Annotated in this window: 20 protein-coding genes and 1 tRNA gene; 8 read left to right on the plus strand and 13 right to left on the minus strand. The window is 65.4% G+C overall.

Annotated features, from left to right (window positions below; genetic code table 11):
• Positions 1-25 precede the first annotated feature (25 nt).
• Positions 26-101, plus strand: a tRNA-Lys gene (locus FHT19_RS01215).
• Between the two features lie 9 nt (positions 102-110).
• Here FHT19_RS01215 and FHT19_RS01220 read toward each other — a convergent pair.
• The 6 genes from FHT19_RS01220 to FHT19_RS01245 all read right to left on the minus strand — a co-directional run bounded on the left by FHT19_RS01220 (position 111) and on the right by FHT19_RS01245 (position 4,110).
• Positions 111-1,955 carry a C13 family peptidase gene (locus FHT19_RS01220; RefSeq protein ID WP_169473477.1) on the minus strand — a complete coding sequence of 615 codons (1,845 nt, stop codon included), beginning with the start codon at positions 1,953-1,955 and terminating at the stop codon, positions 111-113.
• Between the two features lie 52 nt (positions 1,956-2,007).
• A complete protein-coding gene (locus tag FHT19_RS01225) occupies positions 2,008-2,244 on the minus strand; it encodes a hypothetical protein (protein WP_169473479.1) in 237 nt (78 codons plus the stop codon).
• Positions 2,245-2,292: 48 nt separating this feature from the next.
• Positions 2,293-2,439, minus strand: coding sequence for a hypothetical protein (locus FHT19_RS01230; protein WP_168554017.1), 147 nt, complete (start codon positions 2,437-2,439; stop codon positions 2,293-2,295).
• 39 nt (positions 2,440-2,478) lie between these two features.
• On the minus strand, positions 2,479-2,733 hold the full coding sequence (gene infA, locus FHT19_RS01235) for a translation initiation factor IF-1 (RefSeq protein WP_168554018.1): 255 nt from the start codon (positions 2,731-2,733) through the stop codon (positions 2,479-2,481).
• 4 nt (positions 2,734-2,737) lie between these two features.
• Positions 2,738-2,944 carry a cold-shock protein gene (locus FHT19_RS01240; protein WP_168554019.1) on the minus strand — a complete coding sequence of 69 codons (207 nt, stop codon included), beginning with the start codon at positions 2,942-2,944 and terminating at the stop codon, positions 2,738-2,740.
• Positions 2,945-3,135: 191 nt separating this feature from the next.
• Positions 3,136-4,110 (minus strand): nitronate monooxygenase, encoded by a 975-nt coding sequence (locus FHT19_RS01245; protein WP_168554020.1) that lies wholly within the window; start codon positions 4,108-4,110, stop codon positions 3,136-3,138.
• Between the two features lie 180 nt (positions 4,111-4,290).
• On the opposite strand from FHT19_RS01245, the gene FHT19_RS01250 reads away from it, so the two are divergent.
• On the plus strand, positions 4,291-4,671 hold the full coding sequence (locus FHT19_RS01250) for a c-type cytochrome (protein WP_246865840.1): 381 nt from the start codon (positions 4,291-4,293) through the stop codon (positions 4,669-4,671).
• Positions 4,672-4,831: 160 nt separating this feature from the next.
• A complete protein-coding gene (locus FHT19_RS01255; RefSeq protein WP_168554021.1) occupies positions 4,832-4,981 on the plus strand; it encodes a hypothetical protein in 150 nt (49 codons plus the stop codon).
• 105 nt (positions 4,982-5,086) lie between these two features.
• Here FHT19_RS01255 and FHT19_RS01260 read toward each other — a convergent pair whose 3' ends face one another.
• The 3 genes from FHT19_RS01260 to FHT19_RS01270 all read right to left on the minus strand — a co-directional run bounded on the left by FHT19_RS01260 (position 5,087) and on the right by FHT19_RS01270 (position 8,485).
• A complete protein-coding gene (locus FHT19_RS01260) occupies positions 5,087-6,475 on the minus strand; it encodes a porin (RefSeq protein ID WP_169474863.1) in 1,389 nt (462 codons plus the stop codon).
• Between the two features lie 325 nt (positions 6,476-6,800).
• On the minus strand, positions 6,801-7,385 hold the full coding sequence (locus tag FHT19_RS01265; protein WP_169473481.1) for a DUF805 domain-containing protein: 585 nt from the start codon (positions 7,383-7,385) through the stop codon (positions 6,801-6,803).
• Between the two features lie 125 nt (positions 7,386-7,510).
• Positions 7,511-8,485, minus strand: a complete 975-nt coding sequence (locus FHT19_RS01270) for a PQQ-dependent catabolism-associated beta-propeller protein (RefSeq protein WP_169473483.1) — start codon at positions 8,483-8,485, stop codon at positions 7,511-7,513.
• Positions 8,486-8,623: 138 nt separating this feature from the next.
• On the opposite strand from FHT19_RS01270, the gene pedF reads away from it, so the two are divergent.
• The 4 genes from pedF (at position 8,624) to FHT19_RS01290 (ending at position 12,794) form a co-directional block, all read left to right on the plus strand.
• A complete protein-coding gene (gene pedF, locus FHT19_RS01275) occupies positions 8,624-9,061 on the plus strand; it encodes a cytochrome c-550 PedF (RefSeq protein WP_168554024.1) in 438 nt (145 codons plus the stop codon).
• Positions 9,062-9,085: 24 nt separating this feature from the next.
• Positions 9,086-9,916, plus strand: a complete 831-nt coding sequence (locus FHT19_RS01280; protein ID WP_169474864.1) for a transporter substrate-binding domain-containing protein — start codon at positions 9,086-9,088, stop codon at positions 9,914-9,916.
• A gap of 287 nt (positions 9,917-10,203) precedes the next feature.
• A complete protein-coding gene (locus tag FHT19_RS01285; protein ID WP_168555385.1) occupies positions 10,204-11,967 on the plus strand; it encodes a methanol/ethanol family PQQ-dependent dehydrogenase in 1,764 nt (587 codons plus the stop codon).
• A 179-nt stretch (positions 11,968-12,146) separates the two neighbouring features.
• Positions 12,147-12,794: a response regulator transcription factor gene (locus tag FHT19_RS01290; protein WP_246865957.1), complete on the plus strand. Its 648-nt coding sequence runs from the start codon at positions 12,147-12,149 to the stop codon at positions 12,792-12,794.
• A 146-nt stretch (positions 12,795-12,940) separates the two neighbouring features.
• Here the strand turns inward: FHT19_RS01290 and FHT19_RS01295 are convergent, their stop codons facing one another.
• The 4 genes from FHT19_RS01295 to adh form a co-directional block, all read right to left on the minus strand.
• The gene (locus tag FHT19_RS01295) at positions 12,941-15,238 is read right to left on the minus strand and encodes a NahK/ErcS family hybrid sensor histidine kinase/response regulator (RefSeq protein WP_169473485.1); all 2,298 of its coding nucleotides are present in this window, start codon (positions 15,236-15,238) and stop codon (positions 12,941-12,943) included.
• Positions 15,235-16,389 carry an FIST N-terminal domain-containing protein gene (locus tag FHT19_RS01300; protein WP_179506712.1) on the minus strand — a complete coding sequence of 385 codons (1,155 nt, stop codon included), beginning with the start codon at positions 16,387-16,389 and terminating at the stop codon, positions 15,235-15,237. Before FHT19_RS01300 ends, FHT19_RS01295 begins: the two co-directional genes overlap by 4 nt.
• 129 nt (positions 16,390-16,518) lie before the next feature.
• Complete coding sequence (locus FHT19_RS01305) at positions 16,519-16,914, minus strand: DUF779 domain-containing protein (RefSeq protein WP_169473487.1); 396 nt, start codon at positions 16,912-16,914, stop codon at positions 16,519-16,521.
• Positions 16,915-17,016: 102 nt separating this feature from the next.
• Positions 17,017-18,537, minus strand: coding sequence for an aldehyde dehydrogenase (gene adh / locus FHT19_RS01310; protein ID WP_168554028.1), 1,521 nt, complete (start codon positions 18,535-18,537; stop codon positions 17,017-17,019).
• Between the two features lie 236 nt (positions 18,538-18,773).
• On the opposite strand from adh, the gene FHT19_RS01315 reads away from it, so the two are divergent.
• On the plus strand, positions 18,774-22,778 hold the full coding sequence (locus tag FHT19_RS01315) for a non-ribosomal peptide synthetase (protein ID WP_169473488.1): 4,005 nt from the start codon (positions 18,774-18,776) through the stop codon (positions 22,776-22,778).
• The last annotated feature ends 74 nt before the right edge of the window (positions 22,779-22,852 follow it).

The raw sequence follows: 22,852 nt of genomic DNA on the forward strand, positions 1-22,852 counted from the left end.
AACCGCGCGCCACGCGGCGCCCCGGGGGCCCTTAGCTCAGTCGGTAGAGCAACTGACTTTTAATCAGTAGGTCGCTGGTTCGAATCCAGCAGGGCTCACCACGGTTGCATTCAATCGCGTGGCGGTTTTTCCATCCATAGGCCCTGCATATGGGCCCCGACGAATACCTGCGGCACCGACGGCGTGACTTGGTCGCCAGCTTCGCGCCTGGCGATGGCTTTACGGGCCGCATCGAAGCTTTGCTGCAGCGAGGCACCTTGCGCGAAGGGGCCGTTGAGGAAAGCCTCGCCAAAATAGGTAAGATCGTTGCCGGGACCGCAGCCGAACGACGTGCGGTCGTGTCGGGCCGCGGCGATGACGATCGTGTCGGGATTGGCGAGTGCCTTGATCCAGCTGCCGGCATAGCAGGCCGAAATCACGATCACGCGGCGGCGGATGCCGGCCTGACTCAGGGCTTGGTTGATTGTGTTCGCATCGATCGGAGTGAGATCGTCATATTCGCTCGTCTGGGTCAGCAACGCGGCGTCGCGCCCGCCATGCGAGACGAGGTACACGAACGTCCAATCGCGCGCCCGGTCACTGTGTGCTGCCACGGCCTGCACTGAGGCGACGAAGTTGGCGCGGGTGGCCAGTGGCTGACTCTCCAGCATCTGGGCGTTGTTGGATAGCAGAATGGCGCCGCCGAGCGCCTTGCCATAGCGCTGGCCCATCACGCCGAGTGCGCGGTTCGCCTCGTTCAGGAATTGATCCTGGGTCCCATCGGCGGCGATCGCCACCGCCCTTACGCGCGGCGCGGCGCCTTGTGGCGAAGGCTGCAGCCCTGCAATGGCCTTGGTCAGCAGAGCGGGCTGCATGCCCCACATAACATCGGCCAAGGGCGTTGGCGTGGCATGGTCATCGCCCTCATCCGGCGCGCCGCCGGTCAGATAGGGTTGCAGCGCGCGAGACAGGTAATAGGTGCTCGACTGCGCTTGTGGCATCAAGGCGACGCAGGCCAGCGTGCCCAGGCCCACCGCGATGGCGGCAAGACGCCGCCAGGCTGGCCGACCCACGTGCTCTCCCCATATCCACAGCGCCAGCCCGGTAACGATCATGCCAACCAGCCACAATCCCGGGTTCTCGGTGTTGCCCTGCAATGCCGCCACTATCGTGCCGATTTCCGCGACGATGGCCGCACCGAGGAAGGCGAGCGCCAACCGCAAGGTATCGGTGCGCCGCCCCAGCAACAGGCCGCCCAGCATCGCGGCAAGCACCGGGGCACCGGTGGCAGCGATGGCGTAAAACAGGCCGCCGGGCGACGGAAATATCACGCACCGCGCGGACGCGACCACGGCCAGAGCCAGCCACATCAGCGGGACCAGTGTCTCGCGTCGACGCCAGGAATGCGGCTGCCATGGTGCCGCCTGGGCCAGCCGCGTTGCAGTGCTGCTGCCGTCGCGCGGAATGCCAGCCGCATGCAGGGTGGTAATCAGATCTTCTCGCTGGCCTTGGGCAAAGGCGCGTGCCGGCAGCAACGCGGTGTCCACGTTGGTGGCGATGAGCACGATCCCATGGCGGGTATCGCGCCACCCGGCATAGTGGGACCAGGGCGATTGCGCGTGGACCATGTCGGTGCGCACGCTGATGCCTTGGTCGGTCCAGTTGATGTCCTGTGGACTCTGCCAGGGTCGCCGCTCCGTAAAGACGCGCCGGATCTGGTTGCGCGAGATCGCAAAGCACAAGGGCAGCACTGTCAATATGACAACGACCATGCCGATCGCGGCCAGCGATGCAGCCCGCGCCGCAGGGCCCAGGCCGTCATCGCGGCACGCGAAGAACGTGATAAGCCAGACAACGCCCAACACCACCGCGTCCGTCAGCAGCGCACGGCGTGACAGCACCTGGCGAAAGAACCGGATGCGCTGCAAAGCCAGCGAATCGCGCAGCTGCGGTGTGAATGTGATTGTGCCGGCCATGTGCCCCCCTGATGTGCAGGGGTGCGCTATCCGTGCTTACCAAATCATGGATTCAGATGGAAAAATCTGGTCCGATGCGGGTGCTTTCAAGCGTGCCGAGCAATTCGGACTGCTTCTGAGCTTCGTTGGCGGCTTTGGCCGCGGCGGTCTTGCCGGCACGATCGGCCAGGACCTGCCACGCGGCCTGCGAGCGCAAGTGTTTGTCGCGCTGGTTGGCCAGATCGGATTCGTCGGCCGCCTTTGCGCTAAGGGCAACCTGCCGGAGGTAGAAGTCCTGAGCTTCGGACATGGTCGTCTCCTTCGGGCAAGGTTGCCGGCCAAAATGGCCTGATTGCGATCAGCCCACCATCTGGGCGACGATCTCGCGCAGTTCCTGCCGGCTCAGCCCGCACGGGGCAGCAGCGGCGCGCATGGCGCGACGCGGGGCGGGCAGGGGATAGGTGGTATGCAGCTTGGATGTAGTGAACGTGTATTGCATAATCATGTAGGTTGTATTCTTGTCTTTTTATGGTCTTGGGCGGGTCTAGCGCCGTTTGCGAAGGGCAGCCGGGCCGCCCCCGATTTTTTCGCGATAGACGATACGCCCCTTGGTGAGGTCGTAAGGGGTCATCTCGACCCGGACCCGGTCGCCCACGATCGAGCGGATGCGAAACTTGCGCATCTTGCCCGCGGTGTAGGCGATGATCCGGTGATCGTTTTCCAGAAGGACGCCGAAGCGCCCATCTGGAAGGATCTCGTCGATTTGGCCTTCAAGGGTCAGCAGATCCTCTTTGGCCATGGAATCAAACCGACTGGAGGTTGACGGCAGCTTCCTTGCCGCGACGGTCGGTTTCCAGTTCGAAGCGCACGCGCTGGTCCTTGGTCAGCGTGGCCATGCCCGAACGCTCGACCGCGCTGATGTGCACGAAGCTGTCTGCGCCGCCATTGTCGGGCGCGATAAAGCCATAGCCCTTGTCGGAATTGAAGAATTTCACGGTGCCGGTAATCATGGGTGTTTCCTTTTCACGAAACAGGGGAACCCACCGGCAACAGCGCCGGCGGAGCTTGTAGCGAGAGAAGGGAAGTATCGGCGCGCAGACGTGGAAAAGCGCATGGGCTTTTCCTGGTCATAGGCTTCAAAATCCGTCGCAGGCGACGTTAGCAGAGCCTGATATGGACCATGGCGGTGAATTTGTCAATGTTATCCACCGACCATCCCGGCCAGGCGCTGGGCGATGATCGTCTCGGCATCGGCCACGATGCGGCCCACCAGTTGCGCCACGGTGGGGACGTCGTGGATCAGGCCCTGCACCATGCCGGCCGTCCAGATGCCGTGTTCAGGATCGCCCGAAAGCAGGCCTTCGCGGCCACGCGCGCCTTTTACAAGATGGGCGATGGCTTCGAACGGCTGGCCTTCCCGCTCGATTCGCACCGCTTCCTCTGCCACGCTATTGCGCGCCACGCGGGCGGTGTTGCGGTAGCTGCGAAACAGCAGCGCGGTGGCGCGTTCGTCGTTCGCCACGATCGCCTGCTTGATGCCGTCGTGGATGGGCGCTTCCTGGGTGGCGCAAAAGCGCGTACCCATGTTGATGCCTTCGGCGCCCAGCGCCAGCGCGGCAACCAGCCCGCGTCCATCGCCGAACCCGCCCGAGGCAATGATCGGGATCGTCACCTTGTCGGCCGTGGCGGGAATCAGCACCAGGCCCGGGATGTCATCCTCACCCGGGTGGCCGGCGCATTCGAACCCGTCGATCGAAATGGCGTCCACCCCCATGCGTTGGGCGGAAAGCGCGTGGCGCACGGCGGTGCATTTGTGGATCACTTTCACCCCGGCGGCCTTGAACGCGGCCACGTGCTCGTCCGGACGATAGCCAGCGGTTTCCACCGCGGTGATGCCGCTTTCGATGATTGCCTGGCGATATTCGGCGTAGGGCGGCGGGGTGATCGCGGGCAGGATCGTCAGGTTCACGCCAAACGGCTTGTCGGTCATGCTGCGGCAACGCGCGATCTCGCGCACCAGCGCTTCAGGCGTGGGCTGGGTCAGCGCCGTCAGGAAACCCAGCGCCCCGGCATTGGCCACCGCCGCCACCAGATCGGCCGTGCCCACCCATTGCATGCCGCCCTGGGCAATCGGGTGTTCCACGCCAAACAATTGCGTGAAGCGGGTCGTGATCATGGCGGTGGGCAATCCTTTTTTCGGGTGTTTGCGCTTGCACGCAGCCTGCCAGCGCGGGCCGGCGCTTGTCAATTAACCAATCAACTAAACCGCACGACCGATCCGGCCAATAGTCCAATATCGGCGCGGCCGTCGCCGTGGCAGTGGCGTGACGAAACAGACACGTGGAGTGGAGAAGTTATGTCGAAACGCCTGATTGCACCGGTTCTGGCCATGACGTTCGCGATGGCGGGCATGCCGCAGGCCGCCCATGCTGCGCCGCCGCCCGCGCCATCCACCTGGGCGCGCTGTGCCGTCTGCCACGACAACACCAAGGGCGGCCCCAACAAGATCGGCCCCAATCTTTATGGCGTGGTGGGCAAGAAGGCCGGCACGCACGCGCCCACGTTCAAGTATTCCGACGGCCTCAAGAAATCGGGCCTCACCTGGAATGCCGCCACGCTCGACAAGTGGATCGAAAACCCGCGCGCGCTGGTGCCCGGCACGATGATGGCGTTCCCCGGCCTGAAAGATCCGGCCAAGCGGGCCGAACTGGTCGGTTATCTCACCAGCCTGAAGTAAGCGTTCTTTCCGGGTCGCGATACCGGACGGGGCCGGGTGGCACGATGCCGCCCGGCCCTTTTTTGTGTTCGGCCATGGCCGTGCTTCAGGTGTACTGAATTGCCTTGTAGCGGCGCAGCCCGCGGCGACGAAATGGGCAACTGCGATGGATGTCAGTGACGTGATCGATGCGGCCGGGTTCCTTGTTCGGCCATTCGGCTGGTTGGCCTTGCGCGGCGCCGAACTGTTCGCCCGTCTCAGACGCAGGCCTTACCGCCGGGAAACGCGGGCCGATCGATTGCCCAGCCTGCGCCGTGGCAAGCCGGACTGACAAAAAAGGCCGGACAACCCGGGGAATTGGGTCGTCCGGCCAATGCCCGGCGCCTGGAGAGCCATGCGCCGGGGCGTGGATGATCGGTGCCGGGTAAAGGTCCGATCAGAAGAAGAGGATGCCGCCCAGGGCCAGCGTATCGGACTTGGCGCTGTTGCCGTTGTGGGCCTGCGCCTTGGCCGAGACATATTCGCCGATCAGCGTGACCCAGCTGGTCAGGCCATAGCGCACCTGGCCGACATAGCTGCTGTTCTTGGCCACCAGCGTGGGCGTGGTGGCGGCATCGAGGGCGTTGGCAAAGTTCAGGCGGCTTTCGCCATAGCTGCCGCCCACCGAAATCTTGCCGAAAGTGGCCATGGCCTGCGCATAGAAGCCATGGCTGTCCCGCGCATGGCCCAGGCCATCGCTGTCGAACAGGTTGAGCACCGTGGTGCCCAGGCCCGAGGCGGTGTAGTAATAGCCCACGGCCGTGACCGGGCCGGCGGTCAGCTTGGCGCCCACGTCCAGCCCCTTGCCGGTATAGGCCAGCGCGCGGTTGAGCGTATCGTGCTTTTGCGTGATGCCCGAGGCCCAGAGGTGCGCCGTCACGGGGCCCAGCTTGCCATCATAAGAAAGCTTGGCCTGGAAGCCGGGGCTGCCGTTCTGCTCGGCCGGGCCGGTCAGCGAACTCAAGGGCTGGAACACCCCGAACGCGGCCTTGAAGCCCGAAAGCGATGGCGTGGTATAGGTGATCTGCGGCTGGAAATCGGTGTAGATATAGCCCGATCCGATGCGGCCCAACGTGGTGTTGGCCGGCGCCACGTTGCCGCCCGGCGCGCCGGAAGACAGCAGCGTGATATCGTTCAGGATGGCGTCGGAGCCGAACAGGCCGATGTCGCGCCCGATCTTCACTTCGCCAAAGCCGGCGCGGCCGAACGTCAGGTAGGTCTGGCGGAAATCGATGCCGGCGGTGGCAAGGGCGGTGGGCTGTCCGCCGTTGTTGGCGCCCAGCGCGCCCCAGGCTGCACTGTTGATCCCCGGATACATGCCGAAGTGCGCGCCCACGTCCCAGCCGCCCTGGTGGGTGGTCGCTTCCACTTTCAGGAAGCCGGGCAGCAGGCCGTTGCGCACCGAGGACGTGCTGTTGCCACCCACATTGGCAATGCCGCCCGTCACTGCCGTGCGCGCCGATGCGGTCTGCGGATTGTCATGCACATAGAACCCGTTGACCGAGCCCGAGAAGGTCAGCGCCACATCGCCGATTTCCACCCCTACGCCGCTGGCCGTGCGGCGCACCAGGCGGTCGCTGTCGGCCACCGGTGCTGCGGCTGGCGCAGGCGCGGCGGCCGGTGCAGGCGCCGCGTTTTCGGCCTCGTCCTCGCGCAGCAATTGCTGGTATTCCTCGTCGGACAGGATGCCCTTTTCATGCAGCCGCTTGAGCAGCGCCGCCGAAGTGCCGGCCATGGCGGGCGTCGCGCCCAGCGTCATCCCGAGAGTCATCGTCGCGGCGAGCATCGCGCCCGCCAGCCCCTTGTTTGCCTTCATTGGTCCATCCCCTGCCATCGTTTTCTTGCCCCAAAGGGCAGGCCAAAACGATGCGCCGGCGCGCGCCAGCGCGAAATTGGACTATGGTTCTCGTTCCAAGGAACTACGCATGTCCGCTTCTTGCGCCGAGCAATCACCAACGCAAAAGCGCAGGGATTGGTCGTCAATCCCTCTGCGCCTCTGCGCGAAATCGATCATGCTGTCCGAACGGCTGCAAACGAGGTTTGCTGCGCAACCCCCGGAAGATCAGGAAAGGGGAGGTTAGCTGCCATTGATGTCTGCGGTGAAGACCGCTTCATACTGCCTTGCTATAGCGATTTGAAGCTGGGTCACTCGGACCAGAAAGTAAAATTACCAATAAAATCAAAGTCACAATGTAAAGAAGATTGCTCAGAAATATGGAGAAGAACAATGTCAGGTCGGGCTGGCCGCCCGTCCCGAGCGATGCGAATATTTTGGGCATTTGGATCGAAGAATAGCCAATAAATGGCTGAGGCATGAGTCCCCAAAATCCGGATTTTCCACGATCATGAAGACGCCGAGCCACTGCCGCAGCATAAAGGAGGATTGCCAAACCAAAAGTGACGCCGAGGAAATATGCAATAGACCTTGCGGGAATGAACTCGGGATGATTCCCTTGGATCGAAATCGAATATTGGCCTGGCCCGCTTGTGATGGTCGCTTGTTCGGGGTGCTGCGCCGCGAACTGCTGCATCGCCTGCAGGGAACTAGTCATAACCGGGACGAAAAAGAACATTCCCGCGACCATGGTGATAATGAACGCGACCGCAGCATATGGCCAGAAGCTTGCACGGTCTTCCCTCCCAGCGAAATCGAACAACTTCTTGAAATGATCGAAGATTGAAATTCTTGCTGACATGCCCGATCCCCTTTGGACGTATGGAGACTGCAAGCTCTTGAGCAATTGGTCAAATTTGAAATGCTTGCTTCAGCACCGTATCCGGAACGACCGCATCAAATCCATCCAATCCAGTTTCAGCCCCCTCAATCCCCCACCACAGCCCCCCAGGGCGCCACACCCGCCGGCACCGTGGCGATGGTCTGCCCCGCCACCAGGTCCACCACCGAAACGTCGTTCGACAGGCCATTGGCGGTATAGGCCCGCGTGCCATCGGCGTTGAGCGCCAGGTGCCACACGCGCTTGCCCACCGGGATCGTCGCTTTCACCGTGCGGCTGGCCACGTCGATCACGGCGATCCGGTCGGCGCGGCCCAGCGCGACAACGGCGGTCTTGCCATCGGGGGTGAAGCGGATGCCGCAGGGCATGATCTTGTAATCGGCCACGCCGGGAATCGCGAAATGGATCGTGGCCGTGATCGCGCGGGTCTTGGGATCGGCAATCTGCACCACGCCGCCCACTTCGGCCGCGATCCACAGTTCCTTGCCATCGGCGGTAAATTCCACGTGGCGCGGGCGCTTTTCGGTTTCCGTTGTGGAAACCACTGCCTGGGTGGCCAGGTCGATCCAGCTCACTGCATCGTCTTCTTCCGAAGTGACGACCAGCCACTTGCCGTCCGGGCTTTGCGCGATGCCTTCCGGTTCCTTGCCCACGGAAACCTGGAACGCCACGCGCCCGTTGGCGAGGTCGATCGCGCTCACCGCCGCGTCGTTTTCGTTCGCCACGAACACCGTCTTGCCATCCTGGCTCAAAAAGAACTGCTCGGGGTCTTGCCCCGCGCCGATTTCGCGCAGGATCTTGCCGGTCTGGCGGTCGATCACTTTCACCGCGTTGTCGTTGCTCACGCAGACCAGCACGAAATGGCCATCCTTGCTCAAGGTGATCCCGCGCGGGCGCTCGCCCACCGACCAGGTGGCGATGGGCTTGGCCGTCGCGCCGTCGATCACGCTGATCGAATTGCCACGCTCGTTGCTGACATAGACGGTCTGCGCCTGCGCGGCGGCCAGGGGCACCATCGCGGCGAATGCGACCAGGGCGGCCGCGCATGCAATCAAGCGCATCGCTATCATCCTCTTCCTGGACAACACGTTATCCGCCCCGTGCCCGCATGGGCATTCGACCAAAGGTCAATTTCTCACAGGCCCTGCATGGTCCACACCATGGCCAGACTATAAACACGAGGGAAAGGGATTGACGCGATGAAGTTCACCGGACGACTGGCGCTGAGCGCGGCAGCCGGGGTTTTTGCCCTCGCCGGCGCAACGCATCTCCTGGCCCATGGCGATGTGACGCCGCAGCCGGTCGATACTTCCGCGCTGCCCGATATCCAGCCCGACAACGATACCTGGGCACAGCACAATCCCTATCGCGGCAATGCCAAGGCGATCGAGATCGGCGAGCATGCCTATGCCCAGAACTGCGCGCGCTGCCATGGGATCGAGGCCATTTCCGGCGGCATCGCGCCCGATCTGCGCTATCTGGAACTGGGCGATTCGGGCGACGAGTGGTTCGTCCAGCGCTATCATCACGGTTCGGTGCGCGATGGAAAGGTCTATATGCCGCCGATGGGCGAAATCCTGGGGCAGAAAGCCGGCTGGGCGATCCGCGCCTGGCTTGAAACCGTGCACGAGGAATAAGCCGTGGGGCTGACCCGCCGTGCCATGCTGGCAGGCCTTGCCACCGCGGCCACGCTGCCCCGCCTGGCGCAAGCGGCACCGCTGGCCAAGGTCAAGGCCAACGGCGTGCTGCGCGTGGCGATCTACCAGGACAATGCGCCCTGGTCGTGGGAGGAAGGCGGCCAGATCAAGGGCATCGATGCCGATCTTGGCCGTGCCCTGGCTGCCGCGCTGGGCGTGAAGGCAGACCTGGCGATCTTTCCTGCCGACGAAAGCGTGGAGGACGATTTGCGCAACGCGGTCTGGCGTGGCGGGCTCCTGGGCTTCCAGGCGGCCGACGTGATGCTGCATGTGCCGTTCGATCCGGCCTTTGCCGCGGCGCAAGACCAGGTGGCGATCGTGGCGCCCTATGCGCGCGAGCGCTTTGGCCTGGCCTGCGCCACCGGAACGGGCCTGGAATGCGAAGGCCTGCCGGTGGCTTTCAAGGGGCACAAGCTCGCCGTGGAAGTGGCCACTATCCCCGATTACTATCTGATGGGGCAGTTCGGCGGCGCTCTGGCCAAGGACGTGGCGCACTATCCCAACGGCGCATCGGCGGTTTCGGCGCTGGTCAAGGGCGAAGCGGACGCTGCCATGGCCACCAATGCGCAACTGGAATACGGCCTGAAGGATGCGGGGCACGGCTTTGCCCGCCGCAAGGGCCCCCTGCCGATGATGACCAGCCCCGGCTGGGACGTGGGCATGGCGGTGAAGGAAACCAGTCGCACGCTGGGCGATGCGCTGGAAGAGATCGTGGGCCAGATGCACAAGGATGGCCGCCTAGCCGCGCTGTGCCAACCCTATGGCGTGACGTGGCAGGCGCCGCTGGCGGGTTAGCAACCTTCCCCCCTTCCTCTTTAGAGGAGGGGAGAAAGTCGCGCATCTTCCGTTCGCCCTGAACCCGTCGAAGGGCCGCCAGCGCAATCTTATGCTGCGCTAGCCCATCCGCAGCAAACCTAGTGCCAAGGTCCAATTGCCCGGCCCGCGCGAAGGAATAGGGTCTCACTTGCAAGGTGGGCGGGGCAGGGGGCACCGGCCGCAGCAAACCCACCATCTGCCCCCAAGACCAGATCAACGTGACCGGCCCGCGCGAGAGGCCGCAACGATCAACCGGAGGTGTGATGATGAAGGGATTTTTCAAGGCGAGCGCAGCCTGTGCGCTGGCTCTTGCCATGGCGGCGCCGGCGCTGGCCGATGGTGCACCAGCTGGTCCCGGCGATGCCGACCTGATGGCCGACGCCACCACCACGGGCGACGTGCTGACGTATGGCATGGGCCCGCAGGCGCACCGTTTCAGCCCGCTCGCCCAGATCAACACCGCCAACGTGGCCAAGATGGTACCGGCCTTTGCCGCCTCGCTCGGCGGGGAAAAGCAGCGCGGGCAGGAATCGCAGCCGATCGTCTATGACGGCATGATCTATGTCACCGGCTCTTATTCCCGCGTGTTCGCGTTCGACGCGCGCACCGGCGAAAAGCAGTGGGAATACGATGCCCGCCTGCCCGACGGCATCATGCCTTGCTGCGACGTGGTCAACCGCGGCGCGGCGATCTATGGCGACAAGATCATCTTCGGTACGCTCGATGCGCATGTCGTGGCGCTCAACCGCAAGACCGGCAAGGTCATCTGGAACAAGACCGTGGCCGATTACCAGGCCGGCTACAGCCAGACCGCCGCGCCCCTGATCGTCAAGGGCCTGGTCATCACCGGGGTATCGGGCGGTGAATTCGGCGCCGTGGGCGTGGTCGAGGCGCGTGACGTGAACACCGGTGAACTGGTGTGGTCCCGCCCGGTCATCGAAGGCCACATGGGCACGCTGCGCGGCCAGCCCAATGGCATGACCGGCAAGCTCAATGCCACTTGGCCGGGCGACTTGTGGAAGACCGGCGGCGGCGCCACCTGGCTCGGCGGCACCTATGATCCTGACACCAACCTGGTCTACTTCGGCACCGGCAACCCGGCGCCGTGGAACAGCCACCTGCGCCAGGGCGACAACCTCTACACCGCCTCCACGCTCGCCATCAATCCCGACAACGGCCAGATCGTCTGGCACTACCAGACCACGCCGCACGATGGCTGGGACTTCGACGGGGTGAACGAATTCATTCCCTTCGATGCCACGATCAACGGCAAGGCGATGAAGCTGGGCGCCAAGGCCGATCGCAACGGCTATTTCTTCGTGCTCGATCGCACCAACGGCAAGTTCGTCAGCGCCAGCAAGTTCGTCATGCAGACGACCTGGGCCAACGGCTTCAATCCCAAGACCGGCCGGCCCAACTACATCGACGAAAATCGTCCCGGCGCGCCCGACATCGCTGGCGGCAGCGAAGCCAAGGGCAAGACCGTGTTCGCCAGCCCTTCATTCCTGGGTGGCAAGAACTGGATGCCGATGGCCTATTCCGACCAGACCGGGCTGTTCTACATCCCGTCCAACGACTGGGGGATGGACATCTGGAACACGCCGATCGCCTACAAGAAGGGCGCGGCCTATCTGGGCGCCAGCTTCACGATCAAGCCGATCGTCGAGGATCACATCGGCGCCCTGCGCGCGATGGACCCCAAGACCGGCAAGATCGTGTGGGAATACAAGAACAAGGCCCCGCTGTGGGGCGGTGTGATGACCACCGCCGGCGGCCTCGTCTTCACCGGCACGCCCGAAGGCTATCTCAAGGCATTCGATGCCAAGACGGGCCAGGAACTGTGGAAGTTCAACACCGGTTCGGGCGTGGTCGGCTCGCCCGTCACCTGGGAACAGGATGGCGAGCAGTATGTCGCGGTCATGTCCGGCTGGGGTGGCGCGGTGCCGCTGTGGGGCGGTGAAGTGGCCAAGACCTTCAAGGAAATCAGCCAGGGCGGCGCGCTCTGGGTGTTCAAGCTGCCCAAGTCGTGATGGGCCGGGGCGGAAGCTGGGGGGCTTCCTGCCCCCTGCCCTTGGTCGGGGGGCTGGTACCAGCCTCTCGCCCGGTTGCGGGGCCTGCCGGGGAAGGCGGCGGGCCTCGCACGCCCCTGCCGGTGCGCAGCATGGCTGCGGCCCCTTGCTTTTCGCGCGGGGCGGCCGATAGTGCGGCCATGGCCAATGCCACGCCCGAACGCATCCTGGTTGTCGACGATCACCCGCTGGTGCGCGACGGGTTGCGCAGCCTTCTGGCCATAACGTTCGAATCCTGTGACATTCTCGAAGCCGCCGGGGTGGAAGAGGCTTGCGCCGTGCTGGCCAGCCACGGCGATTGCGATCTCGTCCTGCTCGATCTCAACATGCCCGATGCCACGCGGCTTTCAGGCCTGGTGCAGTTGCGCCAGGCATTTCCGATGGTGCCGGTGCTGATGGTTTCGGGCAGTTTCGACCGTGCCTTGGTGCAGGAAGCCCTATCGGCCGGGGCCGCCGGTTTCCTGCCCAAATCGATGAAGCGCGATGGCATCGTCGATGCGCTGCACATGGTCATGGCGGGCGAAATCTATATCCCCGATACCGGCCTGGAAGAAACCCCCGCCACGCGCGAGGAAGCGCAGATCCGCAGCCGGATCGACAGCCTCACGCCGCAGCAAAAGGTCGTGCTGCACCATCTGGTACACGGCCGGCTGAACAAGCAGATCGCTCACGATCTCGATGTTTCGCTCACCACGGTCAAGGCCCACGTTTCGGCCATCCTGCAAAAGCTGGGCGTGTTCAGCCGCACCCAGGCGGTGATCCTGGCCAACCGCGTGCATTTCGATTGAGTTTTGCGGCGGGTCTGGTGCGAAGCCTGACACCACGGTCCCGCGCGAGGGGCTTCGACAGGCTCAGCCCGAACGGGAATTCAGGCGAAAATCCAACCTTCCGCCGCTCGCCCTGAGCGTGTCGAAGGGCGCCAAGCGCTGCCCGATCAGTGCATCATGGTCTGCAATAAGGCCCGCAGTTGCGCCGGCTTTACCGGCTTGCCCAGCAAGGGCAATTTCTGCCCGGCCAGGCGCTCTTTCAATTCCTCGCTACGGTCGGCGGAAATGATGATCGCCGGCACGCTGCGGCCCAGATGGCTGCGCACATCGTGCACCGCCTGGTCGCCGGTTTCCGCATGGTCGAGGTGAAAGTCGGCAATAATCACGTCGGGCGTTTCGGCGCCCAGCCGGTCGATCGCGGCCGGCCCGCTGCCCGCCACCAGGACCTGGCAGCCCCAGCCGGTGAGCAGCGTTTCCATGCCCAGCTGGATCTGCGTCTCGTTGTCGATCACCAGGATGCGCCGGCCCTGGATGGCGCGGTCGCGCACCGGCTTGGCCAGGGCGGGGGCGCTGTCCGCCTGGCTTTCGCCCAGCGGTACCGTGACGGCAAAACAGGCGCCCGCGCCCGCGTCCGACGTCAATTCCAGCGGATGCTGCAACATTGCCGTGGCGCGGCGCACGATCGCCAGGCCCAGCCCCTTGCCGGGAATGCGGTGGCTGTGGTCCAGCCGGCGGAACTCCTCGAAAATCCGCTCCTGCTGGTCCTTGGGAATGCCTGGGCCAGTGTCCGACACGCTGATCCGCACCTGGCCCGGCGTGGGGCAATCGGTGGAAACGCGCACGGTGCCGCTGCCGGTATAGCGGATCGCGTTGGACACCAGGTTCTGCAAAATGCGGCGCAGCAGGCGCGCATCGCTGCGCACCCACACGGGCGCTGCTTCCACCGTGAACGTCAGCCCGGCCGCGCGGGCGGTCGGGGCAAATTCGGTCTGCAAGGTGCCGAGCAACCCGGCCAGATTCACGTCGGTAAGGTTGGGCGTGATCGCGCCGGCATCCAGCCGCGAGATCTCGAACAGCGTTTCCAGCAGGTCCTCGACCGAATTGAGCGAGGTGGAGGCCTGGTTGACCAGCGCCCGGGTGGGCAGCGCGAGGCGCCGTTCGGTAAGCGCGGCAATGAACAGGCGGGCTGCGTTGAGCGGCTGGAGCAGATCGTGGCTGGCCGCCGCGAGGAAGCTGGTCTTGGATCGGTTGGCCATTTCGGCGGCCGTCTTGGCTTCCAGCAACTGCCCCTCGATCGCGCGGCGCTCGGCCACTTCGGAGGCGAGGCGCTGGTTCAGCGCGGTCAGTTCGGTCGTGCGCTCGGCCACGCGGCGTTCGAGCGTTTCGGCGGTGTCCTGCAGGATCTGGCGGGCCGTGGTCGGCTCGGTCACGTCAAGGAAGCCCACCACCATGCCGCCCAGCGCCGTAGCCGTGGTGCGCACTTCCCAGATGCGATCGCCCACCTGGCACAGCCGGTTGCGCACGGTGCCTTCGGCTTCGGTGCGCCAGGCCAGCACGTCGGCCCCGTCCATCGCCAAGGTCTGCGTGCAGAAGCGCACCAGGTCTTCGTGCTGGTTGAGCGCGCCGCTGGCATCACCGGCCAGGCCGAGCAGGCGTTGCAAGGCGCCGTTCCAGGCGGTCAGCCGGCGCTCGGCATCGAACATGCACACGCCTTCGACCAAGTTGTCGAGCAGGGCCTGAAGCGCCAGGTTCTGCTGGGCCAGATCACGCGCGCGGGCACGGGCATCCTCGGCCTTGGCCTCGGTGATATCGGTATAGATGCCAACGATGCCGCCTTCGCTGGTGCGCAGCTCGTTGATCTGGATCCAGCGGCCGTCGGACAGCGCCTGGACATGGCCGCCCGATGCCACGGCGTGGCGGGCCAGCCGGTCGGAAACCCAGCGATCGGGCGCGGACAGCGCGCCGGCCGGCCGTCGCTGTTGCGCCACCAGGTTGATGATCTGGTGGAACGTGGGGTTTTCGGGCAGCAGTTCCGACACTTCGGGCCAGAAGCCGGTATAGGCCTCGTTATACAGCACCAGGCGGTCTTCGGCGTCGAACAGGGCAAAGCCTTCGTTGATCGATTCGATCGCATCGCGCAGGCGGGTTTCGGCCGCTTCGGCCGTGGCGTGGGCCTGGGCCAGCTTGGCATTGACGGTGGCCAGTTCGCCCATCGCCTGTTCCAGCGCGCGGGTGCGGTCGCGGACCAGCTGTTCCAGGGTGATGGCCCGCTCGAACATCGAGAACGCCGAATGCGACAGGTCGCTCGATCGCTCCACCCGGTCGACCAGTGCGGCGTTGATCTTGCGCAGCTTGCGCAGCTCGTTTTCCAGCCGCGCGATGATGCCGGCCTCGTCCTGCCCGGCTTGCGCAGCGGGCGGATCAGGAAGGGGCGGCCCGGAAAGAGGGGATGGGGCTGCCGTCATCGCCCGATGGCCAGCCCGCTGAATGTCTGGTTGACGTGCAGCGCGTGAAACTGCTCGCCATAGGTGTTGAAGCCCATCACCCCGTGGCGGCGATAGATTTCGGAAATCGGCCGGCCCAGTTGGCGCCGTTCGGCATTGATGCGGTTGAGCACGCAATCGAACGCGATGATGTGGTCGATCTCGCCCACTGCCGCGCGGATTTCGGCCATCGTGGCATTGAGGCTTTCCAGCTGGTCCACCGGTTCGCCCAGAGTCAGCACGATGCCTTCGTCGATCGCGCAATAGAAGGTCAGGCTGCCATCGGCATTGGCGCTTTGCACCGCGCGCACATGGTAATCGCCACCAGCGCGCACCATCGGCGGGCAGGCGGCAAACAGCGCCATGTCGGGCCGGGTCGGATCGATGCCACCGTGGATCGAGCTGGCCAGGCGCAGGTATTCGCGGGCAGCGGGCTCGGCGTTGATTTCGGTCACGCGGCGCGCGCCGGCATCGGCTTCTGTCACCACCATCTTGACCGCGCCGGGCTTGTAATGCTGCCGCCGGAACACATGCAGCGGCCGCGTGGTGGAAAGGATCGCCACCACCGCGCCGGCGGCGTGAAACGCGCCATCGGAATAGATCCCGGTTTCCTTGAACATCAGCCCGTCACCCGACGACCCACCGACCAGCGGTATTTCGCCCAGCGCGTCCTGCACCGTCATCGCCAGCAGTTCCTCGCTGTGCGACAGGCCATCGACCAGGAACAGCGCGGCATGATTGACCTTGTCGCCCAGCGACGCGCTGCCCACTTCGGCCCGCGCCACCAGGTCGCGCACGGCGGCGCGCGCCGCGCCGGCATCGAAATGGGCAAGGTCGTCAAAGCGGTGGCTGACCATGTGGAAACTGTCGGCCGGAAAGCCGATCAGGCTGATCGAATCCTCGTCATAGCCCGCCTCGGTCAGCTCGCCCGAACTGGTGCAGCCGATCATCGCAAAGCGTTCCATCGCCCAGCCGCGCGCCGCCCGTGCCAGGGCTTCGCGGTCATAGCGGTGCGAGCAGAACATCACGGCGCCGGCCAGGTGATCGGGATCGATGCGCCGGGTGATCTGGGCAAAGGCCTCGACAGGATCGGATGCATGGGATGATGCCACGCCAACCTCGCAGGTGCGAATATCCACGGCCCCTCTCCAATCGCCAATATTGTCTTGTTCTTGTGCCCATGTGTCTATCAAGGCGCAGGTACAATGCAATGCTTGGGCCACCGGCTGATGGGGCAGTGATACAAAAAGATGAGCAGGTCCTCAGGATTGTCCGCGGGGCGGCTCTCCTGCGGCGGCAAGGGCGGCCGCCTCGGCATCGCTGAACAGCCGCGAATGGGCAAGGAAGCGCACGCCTTCGGGTGTTTCGAGCGACATGCCGGCGCCGCGCCCCGGTGCCACGTCGATGGTCACCTGGGTGTGGCGCCAGTATTCGAACTGTGCCGCCCCGATCCACACCGGCACGTCGCCGGCAATATGGCCCAGCAGCACGTCCTGCCCGCCCACCTTGAACTCGCCGCGCGGATAGCACATCGGCACCGACCCGTCGCAACACCCGCCCGATTGGTGAAACATCAGCGGGCCGTGCGTGGCACCAAGCCGGGCGATCCACGCATCGGCCTGCGGGGTGGAAAGCACACGGGGGGGAAGGTCGGGCATCGCTGCTCCTTCAAAGGCCAAGCGGGGCGAGTGCCGGATGACACCCGCCCCGGAAACGACGCCCCTGTTGTCCGCCGGGGGCGCCTTTCGCGTGCCAGCCGCTCAGAAGAAGCCGAGCGCCTTGGTGCTGTAGCTGACCAGCAGGTTCTTGGTCTGCTGATAGTGATCGAGCATCATCTTGTGGGTTTCGCGCCCGATGCCCGACTGCTTGTAGCCTCCGAACGCGGCGTGCGCGGGATAGAGGTGATAGCAGTTGGTCCACACGCGCCCGGCCTGGATTTCACGGCCAAAGCGATAGGCGCGGTTGCCGTTGCGGGTCCACACGCCCGCGCCCAGGCCGAACTGGGTGTCGTTGGCGATGGCGAGCGCCTCGGCCTCGTCCTTGAAAGTGGTCACGGCCAGGACCGGGCCGAAGATTTCCTCCTGGAACACGCGCATCTTGTTGTGCCCTTCCAGGATGGTGGGCGTCACGTAATAGCCATCGGCCAGGTCGCCGCCCAGCGTGGCGCGGCTGCCGCCGGTCAGCACCTTGGCGCCTTCGTTGCGGCCGATGTCGATATACGAGAGGATCTTTTCGAGCTGTTCGTTCGAAGCCTGCGCGCCGATCATCGTGGTCGGATCGAGCGGGCTGCCCTGGCGGATCTTCTCCACGCGGGCCACGGCGCGTTCCATGAACTTTTCATAGATCGATTCCTGCACCAGCGCGCGCGACGGGCAGGTGCACACTTCGCCCTGGTTCAGGCCGAACATGGCAAAGCCTTCGAGCACCTTGTCGAAATAGTCGTCGTCGGCGTCCATCACGTCGGCAAAGAAGATGTTGGGGCTCTTGCCGCCCAGTTCCAGCGTGACCGGGATGAGGTTTTCGCTGGCATATTGCATGATCAGGCGGCCGGTGGAGGTTTCGCCGGTGAACGCGATCTTGGCGATGCGCTTGCTGGTGGCGAGCGGCTTGCCGGCTTCGATGCCAAAGCCGTTGACGATGTTGAGCGTGCCTTCGGGCAGGATGTCGGCGATCAGTTCGGCCAGCACCAGGATCGACATCGGCGTCTGTTCGGCGGGCTTGAGCACCACGCAGTTGCCGGCGGCAAGGGCCGGGGCGAGCTTCCACGCGGCCATCAGCAGCGGGAAGTTCCACGGGATGATCTGGCCGACCACGCCCAGCGGCTCGTGATAGTGATAGGCCACGGTATCGTGGTCGATTTCGCCCAGGGTGCCTTCCTGGCTGCGCACGCAGGCGGCGAAATAGCGGAAGTGGTCGATCGCCAGCGGCACGTCGGCGGCGGTGGTTTCGCGGATCGGCTTGCCGTTGTCGATGGTTTCCACCATCGCCAGCAGGTCAAGGTTGTCTTCCATCCGCTGCGCCACCTTGAGCAGCACGTTGGCGCGATCGGCGGGCGAAGTGCGGCCCCAGGCTTCGCGGGCCTTGTGCGCGGCGTCGAGTGCCAGCTCGATATCTTCGGCGGTGCCGCGCGCCACCTGGCATACCGGCTTGCCGGTTACGGGCGAGACATTGTCGAAATACTGGCCCCGAACCGGAGCAACCCACTTGCCCCCGATGAAGTTGTCAAACTTGGCCTTGATCGGGCTCTGGGCCGAAAACTTGGTCATGGCTTCCTGCAACATGGGGCCTCTCCTCGGTATGCTTTAAGGCGAAAACGACTGGACGAATGCATGCTGCGCGGTGCCGTGCCGGCCTGGCGGCATGCCCGCGTTCTGGCCAAGGATGCGCAAATGCACCCTGATCAAGCAATTGTACCTTGGGTCGAAGCGGCTGATTGCGCCGGCGTGCCTGTCCGATTTCGGCGTTTTTGTGCGGGTTTCGTCATTGACCGGCGCTACGCGGGCGCTAGGGGGCGGATATGGGCGGAAACCATTTGCAAAACGACCGCACGCTGCACGGCTTCCTGGCCGCGTCGGCGGCGCGCAGCCCGCAGGCCTGCGCGATCTTCGTGCCCGCCGGCAAGGGCCGCGACATCGATCAGGCGATCACGTATGCCGATCTTGCTGCGCAAAGCGATGCCCTGGCGCGCGCGATCCTGGCGCGTATTCCGGCCACCGCGGTGCGGGCCGGGGTGGGGGCGGCCGAGCCTGTCGTGGCGCTGCATCTGCCGCGCACGTCGCCGCTGCTCTATCTGGCGCAATTGGCCGCGCTCAAGGCCGGTGCCGCGTTCACCTGCCTCGATCCCGCCTTTCCCGATGGCCGCGTGGTCGATATTCTCGCCGATGCCCGGCCGGTGCTCGTCCTGGCCGAAGACGCGCAGCGCACGCGCCTTGGGCAACTGGTGGATGGCGCCTGCCCGGTGGAAAATCCGGCCCAATTGCTGGCCGCCGCGCCTGCGCCCGAAACCCCTCTGCCGCACGTCGCACCCGAAGCGCTGGCCTATCTGATCTACACCTCGGGCACCACGGGCAAGCCCAAGGGCGTGATGATCGAGCATCGCCACATCGCCAACCTGGTCGCCTCGGACCTGGCCGAATTCGCGCTGGGGCCGGGCGATCGCGTGGTCCAGGGCTCGTCGGTTGCCTATGACAGCTCGATCGAGGAAATCTGGCTGGCGCTGGCCAGCGGCGCCACCCTGCTGGTGATGGACGATGCCGCGGCCCGCCTGGGGCCCGATATCGTGGCCTGGCTGGCCGATCATCGCGCCAGCGTGTTCTGCCCGCCGCCAACCCTGCTGCGCAGCAGCGGGTGCAGCAATCCGCAAGAGGCGCTGCCCGATCTCAAGCTGCTCTATGTGGGTGGTGAGGCGCTGCCGGCCGATATTGCCGCGCTGTGGGCCAAGGGCCGGCGGCTGGTCAACGGCTATGGCCCCACCGAATGCGCGGTCACCTGCCTGCGCGGGGATATCGTGCCGGGCGGGCCGATCACCATCGGTCGCCCGGTGCCCGGCATGTATGCCTTCGTGCTGGACGAGGCGCTGGATGATGTGCCCGAAGGCAGCCAGGGCGAATTGTGCATCGGTGGCGCCGGCGTGGCGCGCGGCTATCTCGGCCGGCCCGATCTGACCGCGGAAAAGTTCATTCACCACCCGCGCCATGGCCGTCTCTATCGCACCGGTGACCTGGTGCATCGCGACGAGACCGGCAACCTGTTCTACCACGGGCGCATCGATGCCCAGGTCAAGATCCGCGGATACCGCGTGGAACTGGGCGAGATCGAGGCGCAACTGGCCGCTCTTGCCGGCGTGCGTGCGGCCGGTGCCACGATCCAGGATCGCGGCGGCGTGCCCGAACTGGTGGCCTATGTCGTGCCTACCGATCCGGCCGCACCCCCGCTGGGCGAAGCCTTGCGCCAGGCGCTGGCCGCCAGCCTGCCAGGTTATATGGTGCCGCGTCAGGTCGGGTTGATCGCCGCGCTGCCCACCACCGTGGGCGGCAAGCTTGACCGCAAGGCGCTGCCGCCGATGCACTTTGCGCCCCGGCGCGAGGACGAGGCGCAGGTTCCGCCCGAAAGCGAACTGGAAGCGCTGATCGCGCAAGCCATGGCCGATGTGCTCAAGCGGCCGGGCGGGGTCTCGGTCACGGCGGATTTCTTCGAGGGGCTGGGCGGCGATTCGCTGACCGCGGCGATGCTCGTCACCCTGCTGCGCGAGGATTGGCGCACCGACTGGGTGACGGTGAGCGACATCTATGACGCCCGCACCGTGCGCGCCCTGGCTGCCCGTGCGCCCGAACCGACGGAGACCACGGCTGACGCTGCCATGCCCCTGCTGCGCCAGGGCGTGGCGCGGCCGGCCCTGGCCAACCTGGTGCAGGTCACCTGGCTTGCCTTGAGCGTGCTGGTGGCCGGCTGGGGTTCCTGGCTCGTCGCGTTCCGCGTGGCGCCGCTGGCCTTTGCCCATCTGGGCCTCGCCACGCTGGTGCTGGTGGCGCCGCTGGTGGGCCTGGCCGGCTTTCTTTTGTACATGCCGCTGTCGGTGGCCTTTGCCGTGGCGGTGAAATGGCTGGCGATCGGCCGCTATCGCCCGCTGCGCGCACCGGTCTGGAGCCCTTATTACCTGCGCCACTGGATGGTGATGCAGGCGGTGCGGTTGATCCCCTGGCCGTTGCTGGCCGGGACGGAACTGAACAATGCCGTGCTGCGTCTGCTGGGCGCGCGGATCGGGCGGCGGGTGCATATCCACCGCAATGTCGATCTGCGGCGCGGCGGGTGGGACTTGCTGGACCTGGGCGACGACGTTTCGCTGGGCCAGGGCGCGCACCTGGGGCTGGTGGAGCTGGACCGCGGCGATATCGTCGTGGCGCCGATCACACTGGAAGCCGGCGCCGCGCTGATGGTGCGGGCTGGCTTGGAAGGCCCGGCGCGGATGGGGGCGGGCAGCGTGCTTACCGCGCTCTCGGTTCTCAATGCCGGGGGTGTGGTGCCGGCGGGGGAAATGTGGGACGGCGTGCCTGCGCAACGCGTGGGGCCAGCCCCTGCCGTGCCGGTGATCACCCGCGCGGCAACCCGCCATGGGCCGTGGCGCCATGCGCTGTTGATGCTGTTGGGCCAGGGGCTGTTCGCCGCGCTGGCCGCGCTGCCGGGTGAACTGCTGCTGCTGGGCCTGTGCCTGGCGGGCGAAGTGGATGCCCTGGCGATCTGGCGCTGGATGGCCGCGCCCAGCCTCGATCTGCGGGTGATTGCCGCTGTCCTGGCCACCACGGTGCTGGCCGTGCCGCTCAATGTGTTCTGGTCTGCCCTGCTGCTGCGCGCCCTGGGCCGGGTGCGGCCGGGCGTGATCGACCGCTGGAGCCTGGGCTACATCCGCGTGTGGATCAAGGCCGGCGCCGTGTTCGCCGCGGGCGAATGGCTTTCGGGCACCTTGATGTTCAAGCACTGGCTGCGCCTGGCCGGCATGAACGTGGGCGACAAGTGCGAGATCAGCACGATCTTTGACGTGACGCCCGAACTCGTCACGATCGGGGCGGAAACCTTCTTTGCCGACGGCATCTATCTGGGTGGGCCGGAACTGCGCCAGGGCACGGTGCGCGTGGCGCCGATCCGGCTGGGGCGCAACACGTTCCTGGGCAACCATGCGGTGATCCCGGCGGGCGAAACCCTGCCCGACGATATCCTCATCGGTATTTCGACCGTTGCCGATGCCACGCTGATCGCGCGGGGCCAATCGCGCTTTGGCCATCCCAGCTTCGATCTGCCGCGCCGCCAGGTGGTGGAGGCCGATCGCAGCCTGACGCACGATCCCGCGCTGATCCGCCAGGTCAACCGCTGGGTGTGGGAACTGGCGCGCTTTGCCCTGCCGGTGGTGCCGCTGGTGCTGGGCGCGCTGTGGTTTGCCGTCATCGGTGCTGCCGCGGCGCACGGGGCCGGGGTGGGGCTGATGGCTTGGGTGGTGGTGCCCGCTGCCACGCTGGGCACCATGGTGGCGCTGTGCCTTGTCGTCATGGCGCTCAAGTGGGGCCTGATCGGGCGGGTTAAGCCGGGGCAGCACGCGCTGTGGTCCTGCTGGTGCAGCCGCTGGGACTTCGTCTATGTCGCCTGGGCGCGCTATGCCAATTTCATCCTCCAGCAGTTGGAAGGCACGTTCCTGCTGCTGGTCTATCTGCGGCTTATGGGCCTCAGGATCGGGCGCCGCGCGGTGCTGGGGCCGCTGTTTGCCCAGGTCGTCGATCCCGACATGATCGAGATCGGCGATGGCGCCACCGTCCACGCCAATTTCCAGGCGCACACGTTCGAGGATCGCGTGCTCAAGGTGGACAAGGTGCGCATCGGCACGGGGGCGACGGTCCATGCCGGTACCGTGCCGCTCTATGGCGCGGTGGTTGACGCGGGCACTCGCGTGCTGGGCGGCAGCGTGATCATGAAGCACGAACACCTGCGGCCCGGCCTGGCCTACCAAGGCGTGCCCGTGCGCGTGGTGGGATAGGCTGAATCGACGATAGCTATCAGACCGGACCAAAAATCATGCCCGAAACAGGCGATTCTCGGTCTGAAATTGCT

The organism is Novosphingobium sp. SG919 (assembly GCF_012932495.1).
Classification (GTDB): Bacteria; Pseudomonadota; Alphaproteobacteria; order Sphingomonadales; family Sphingomonadaceae; genus Novosphingobium; species Novosphingobium rhizosphaerae.

Bases quoted from the DNA above. Each gene is read 5' to 3' on its own strand.
- FHT19_RS01220 (WP_169473477.1), bottom strand. From the start codon at position 1,955: ATGGCCGGCACAATCACATTCACACCGCAGCTGCGCGATTCGCTGGCT.
- FHT19_RS01225 (WP_169473479.1), bottom strand. From the start codon at position 2,244: ATGTCCGAAGCTCAGGACTTCTACCTCCGGCAGGTTGCCCTTAGCGCA.
- FHT19_RS01230 (WP_168554017.1), bottom strand. From the start codon at position 2,439: ATGATTATGCAATACACGTTCACTACATCCAAGCTGCATACCACCTAT.
- infA (WP_168554018.1), bottom strand. From the start codon at position 2,733: ATGGCCAAAGAGGATCTGCTGACCCTTGAAGGCCAAATCGACGAGATC.
- FHT19_RS01240 (WP_168554019.1), bottom strand. From the start codon at position 2,944: ATGATTACCGGCACCGTGAAATTCTTCAATTCCGACAAGGGCTATGGC.
- FHT19_RS01245 (WP_168554020.1), bottom strand. From the start codon at position 4,110: ATGATCACGACCCGCTTCACGCAATTGTTTGGCGTGGAACACCCGATT.
- FHT19_RS01250 (WP_246865840.1), top strand. From the start codon at position 4,291: ATGTCGAAACGCCTGATTGCACCGGTTCTGGCCATGACGTTCGCGATG.
- FHT19_RS01260 (WP_169474863.1), bottom strand. From the start codon at position 6,475: ATGCTCGCCGCGACGATGACTCTCGGGATGACGCTGGGCGCGACGCCC.
- FHT19_RS01265 (WP_169473481.1), bottom strand. From the start codon at position 7,385: ATGTCAGCAAGAATTTCAATCTTCGATCATTTCAAGAAGTTGTTCGAT.
- FHT19_RS01270 (WP_169473483.1), bottom strand. From the start codon at position 8,485: ATGCGCTTGATTGCATGCGCGGCCGCCCTGGTCGCATTCGCCGCGATG.
- pedF (WP_168554024.1), top strand. From the start codon at position 8,624: ATGAAGTTCACCGGACGACTGGCGCTGAGCGCGGCAGCCGGGGTTTTT.
- FHT19_RS01280 (WP_169474864.1), top strand. From the start codon at position 9,086: ATGCTGGCAGGCCTTGCCACCGCGGCCACGCTGCCCCGCCTGGCGCAA.
- FHT19_RS01285 (WP_168555385.1), top strand. From the start codon at position 10,204: ATGAAGGGATTTTTCAAGGCGAGCGCAGCCTGTGCGCTGGCTCTTGCC.
- FHT19_RS01290 (WP_246865957.1), top strand. From the start codon at position 12,147: ATGGCCAATGCCACGCCCGAACGCATCCTGGTTGTCGACGATCACCCG.
- FHT19_RS01295 (WP_169473485.1), bottom strand. From the start codon at position 15,238: ATGACGGCAGCCCCATCCCCTCTTTCCGGGCCGCCCCTTCCTGATCCG.
- FHT19_RS01305 (WP_169473487.1), bottom strand. From the start codon at position 16,914: ATGCCCGACCTTCCCCCCCGTGTGCTTTCCACCCCGCAGGCCGATGCG.
- adh (WP_168554028.1), bottom strand. From the start codon at position 18,537: ATGTTGCAGGAAGCCATGACCAAGTTTTCGGCCCAGAGCCCGATCAAG.
- FHT19_RS01315 (WP_169473488.1), top strand. From the start codon at position 18,774: ATGGGCGGAAACCATTTGCAAAACGACCGCACGCTGCACGGCTTCCTG.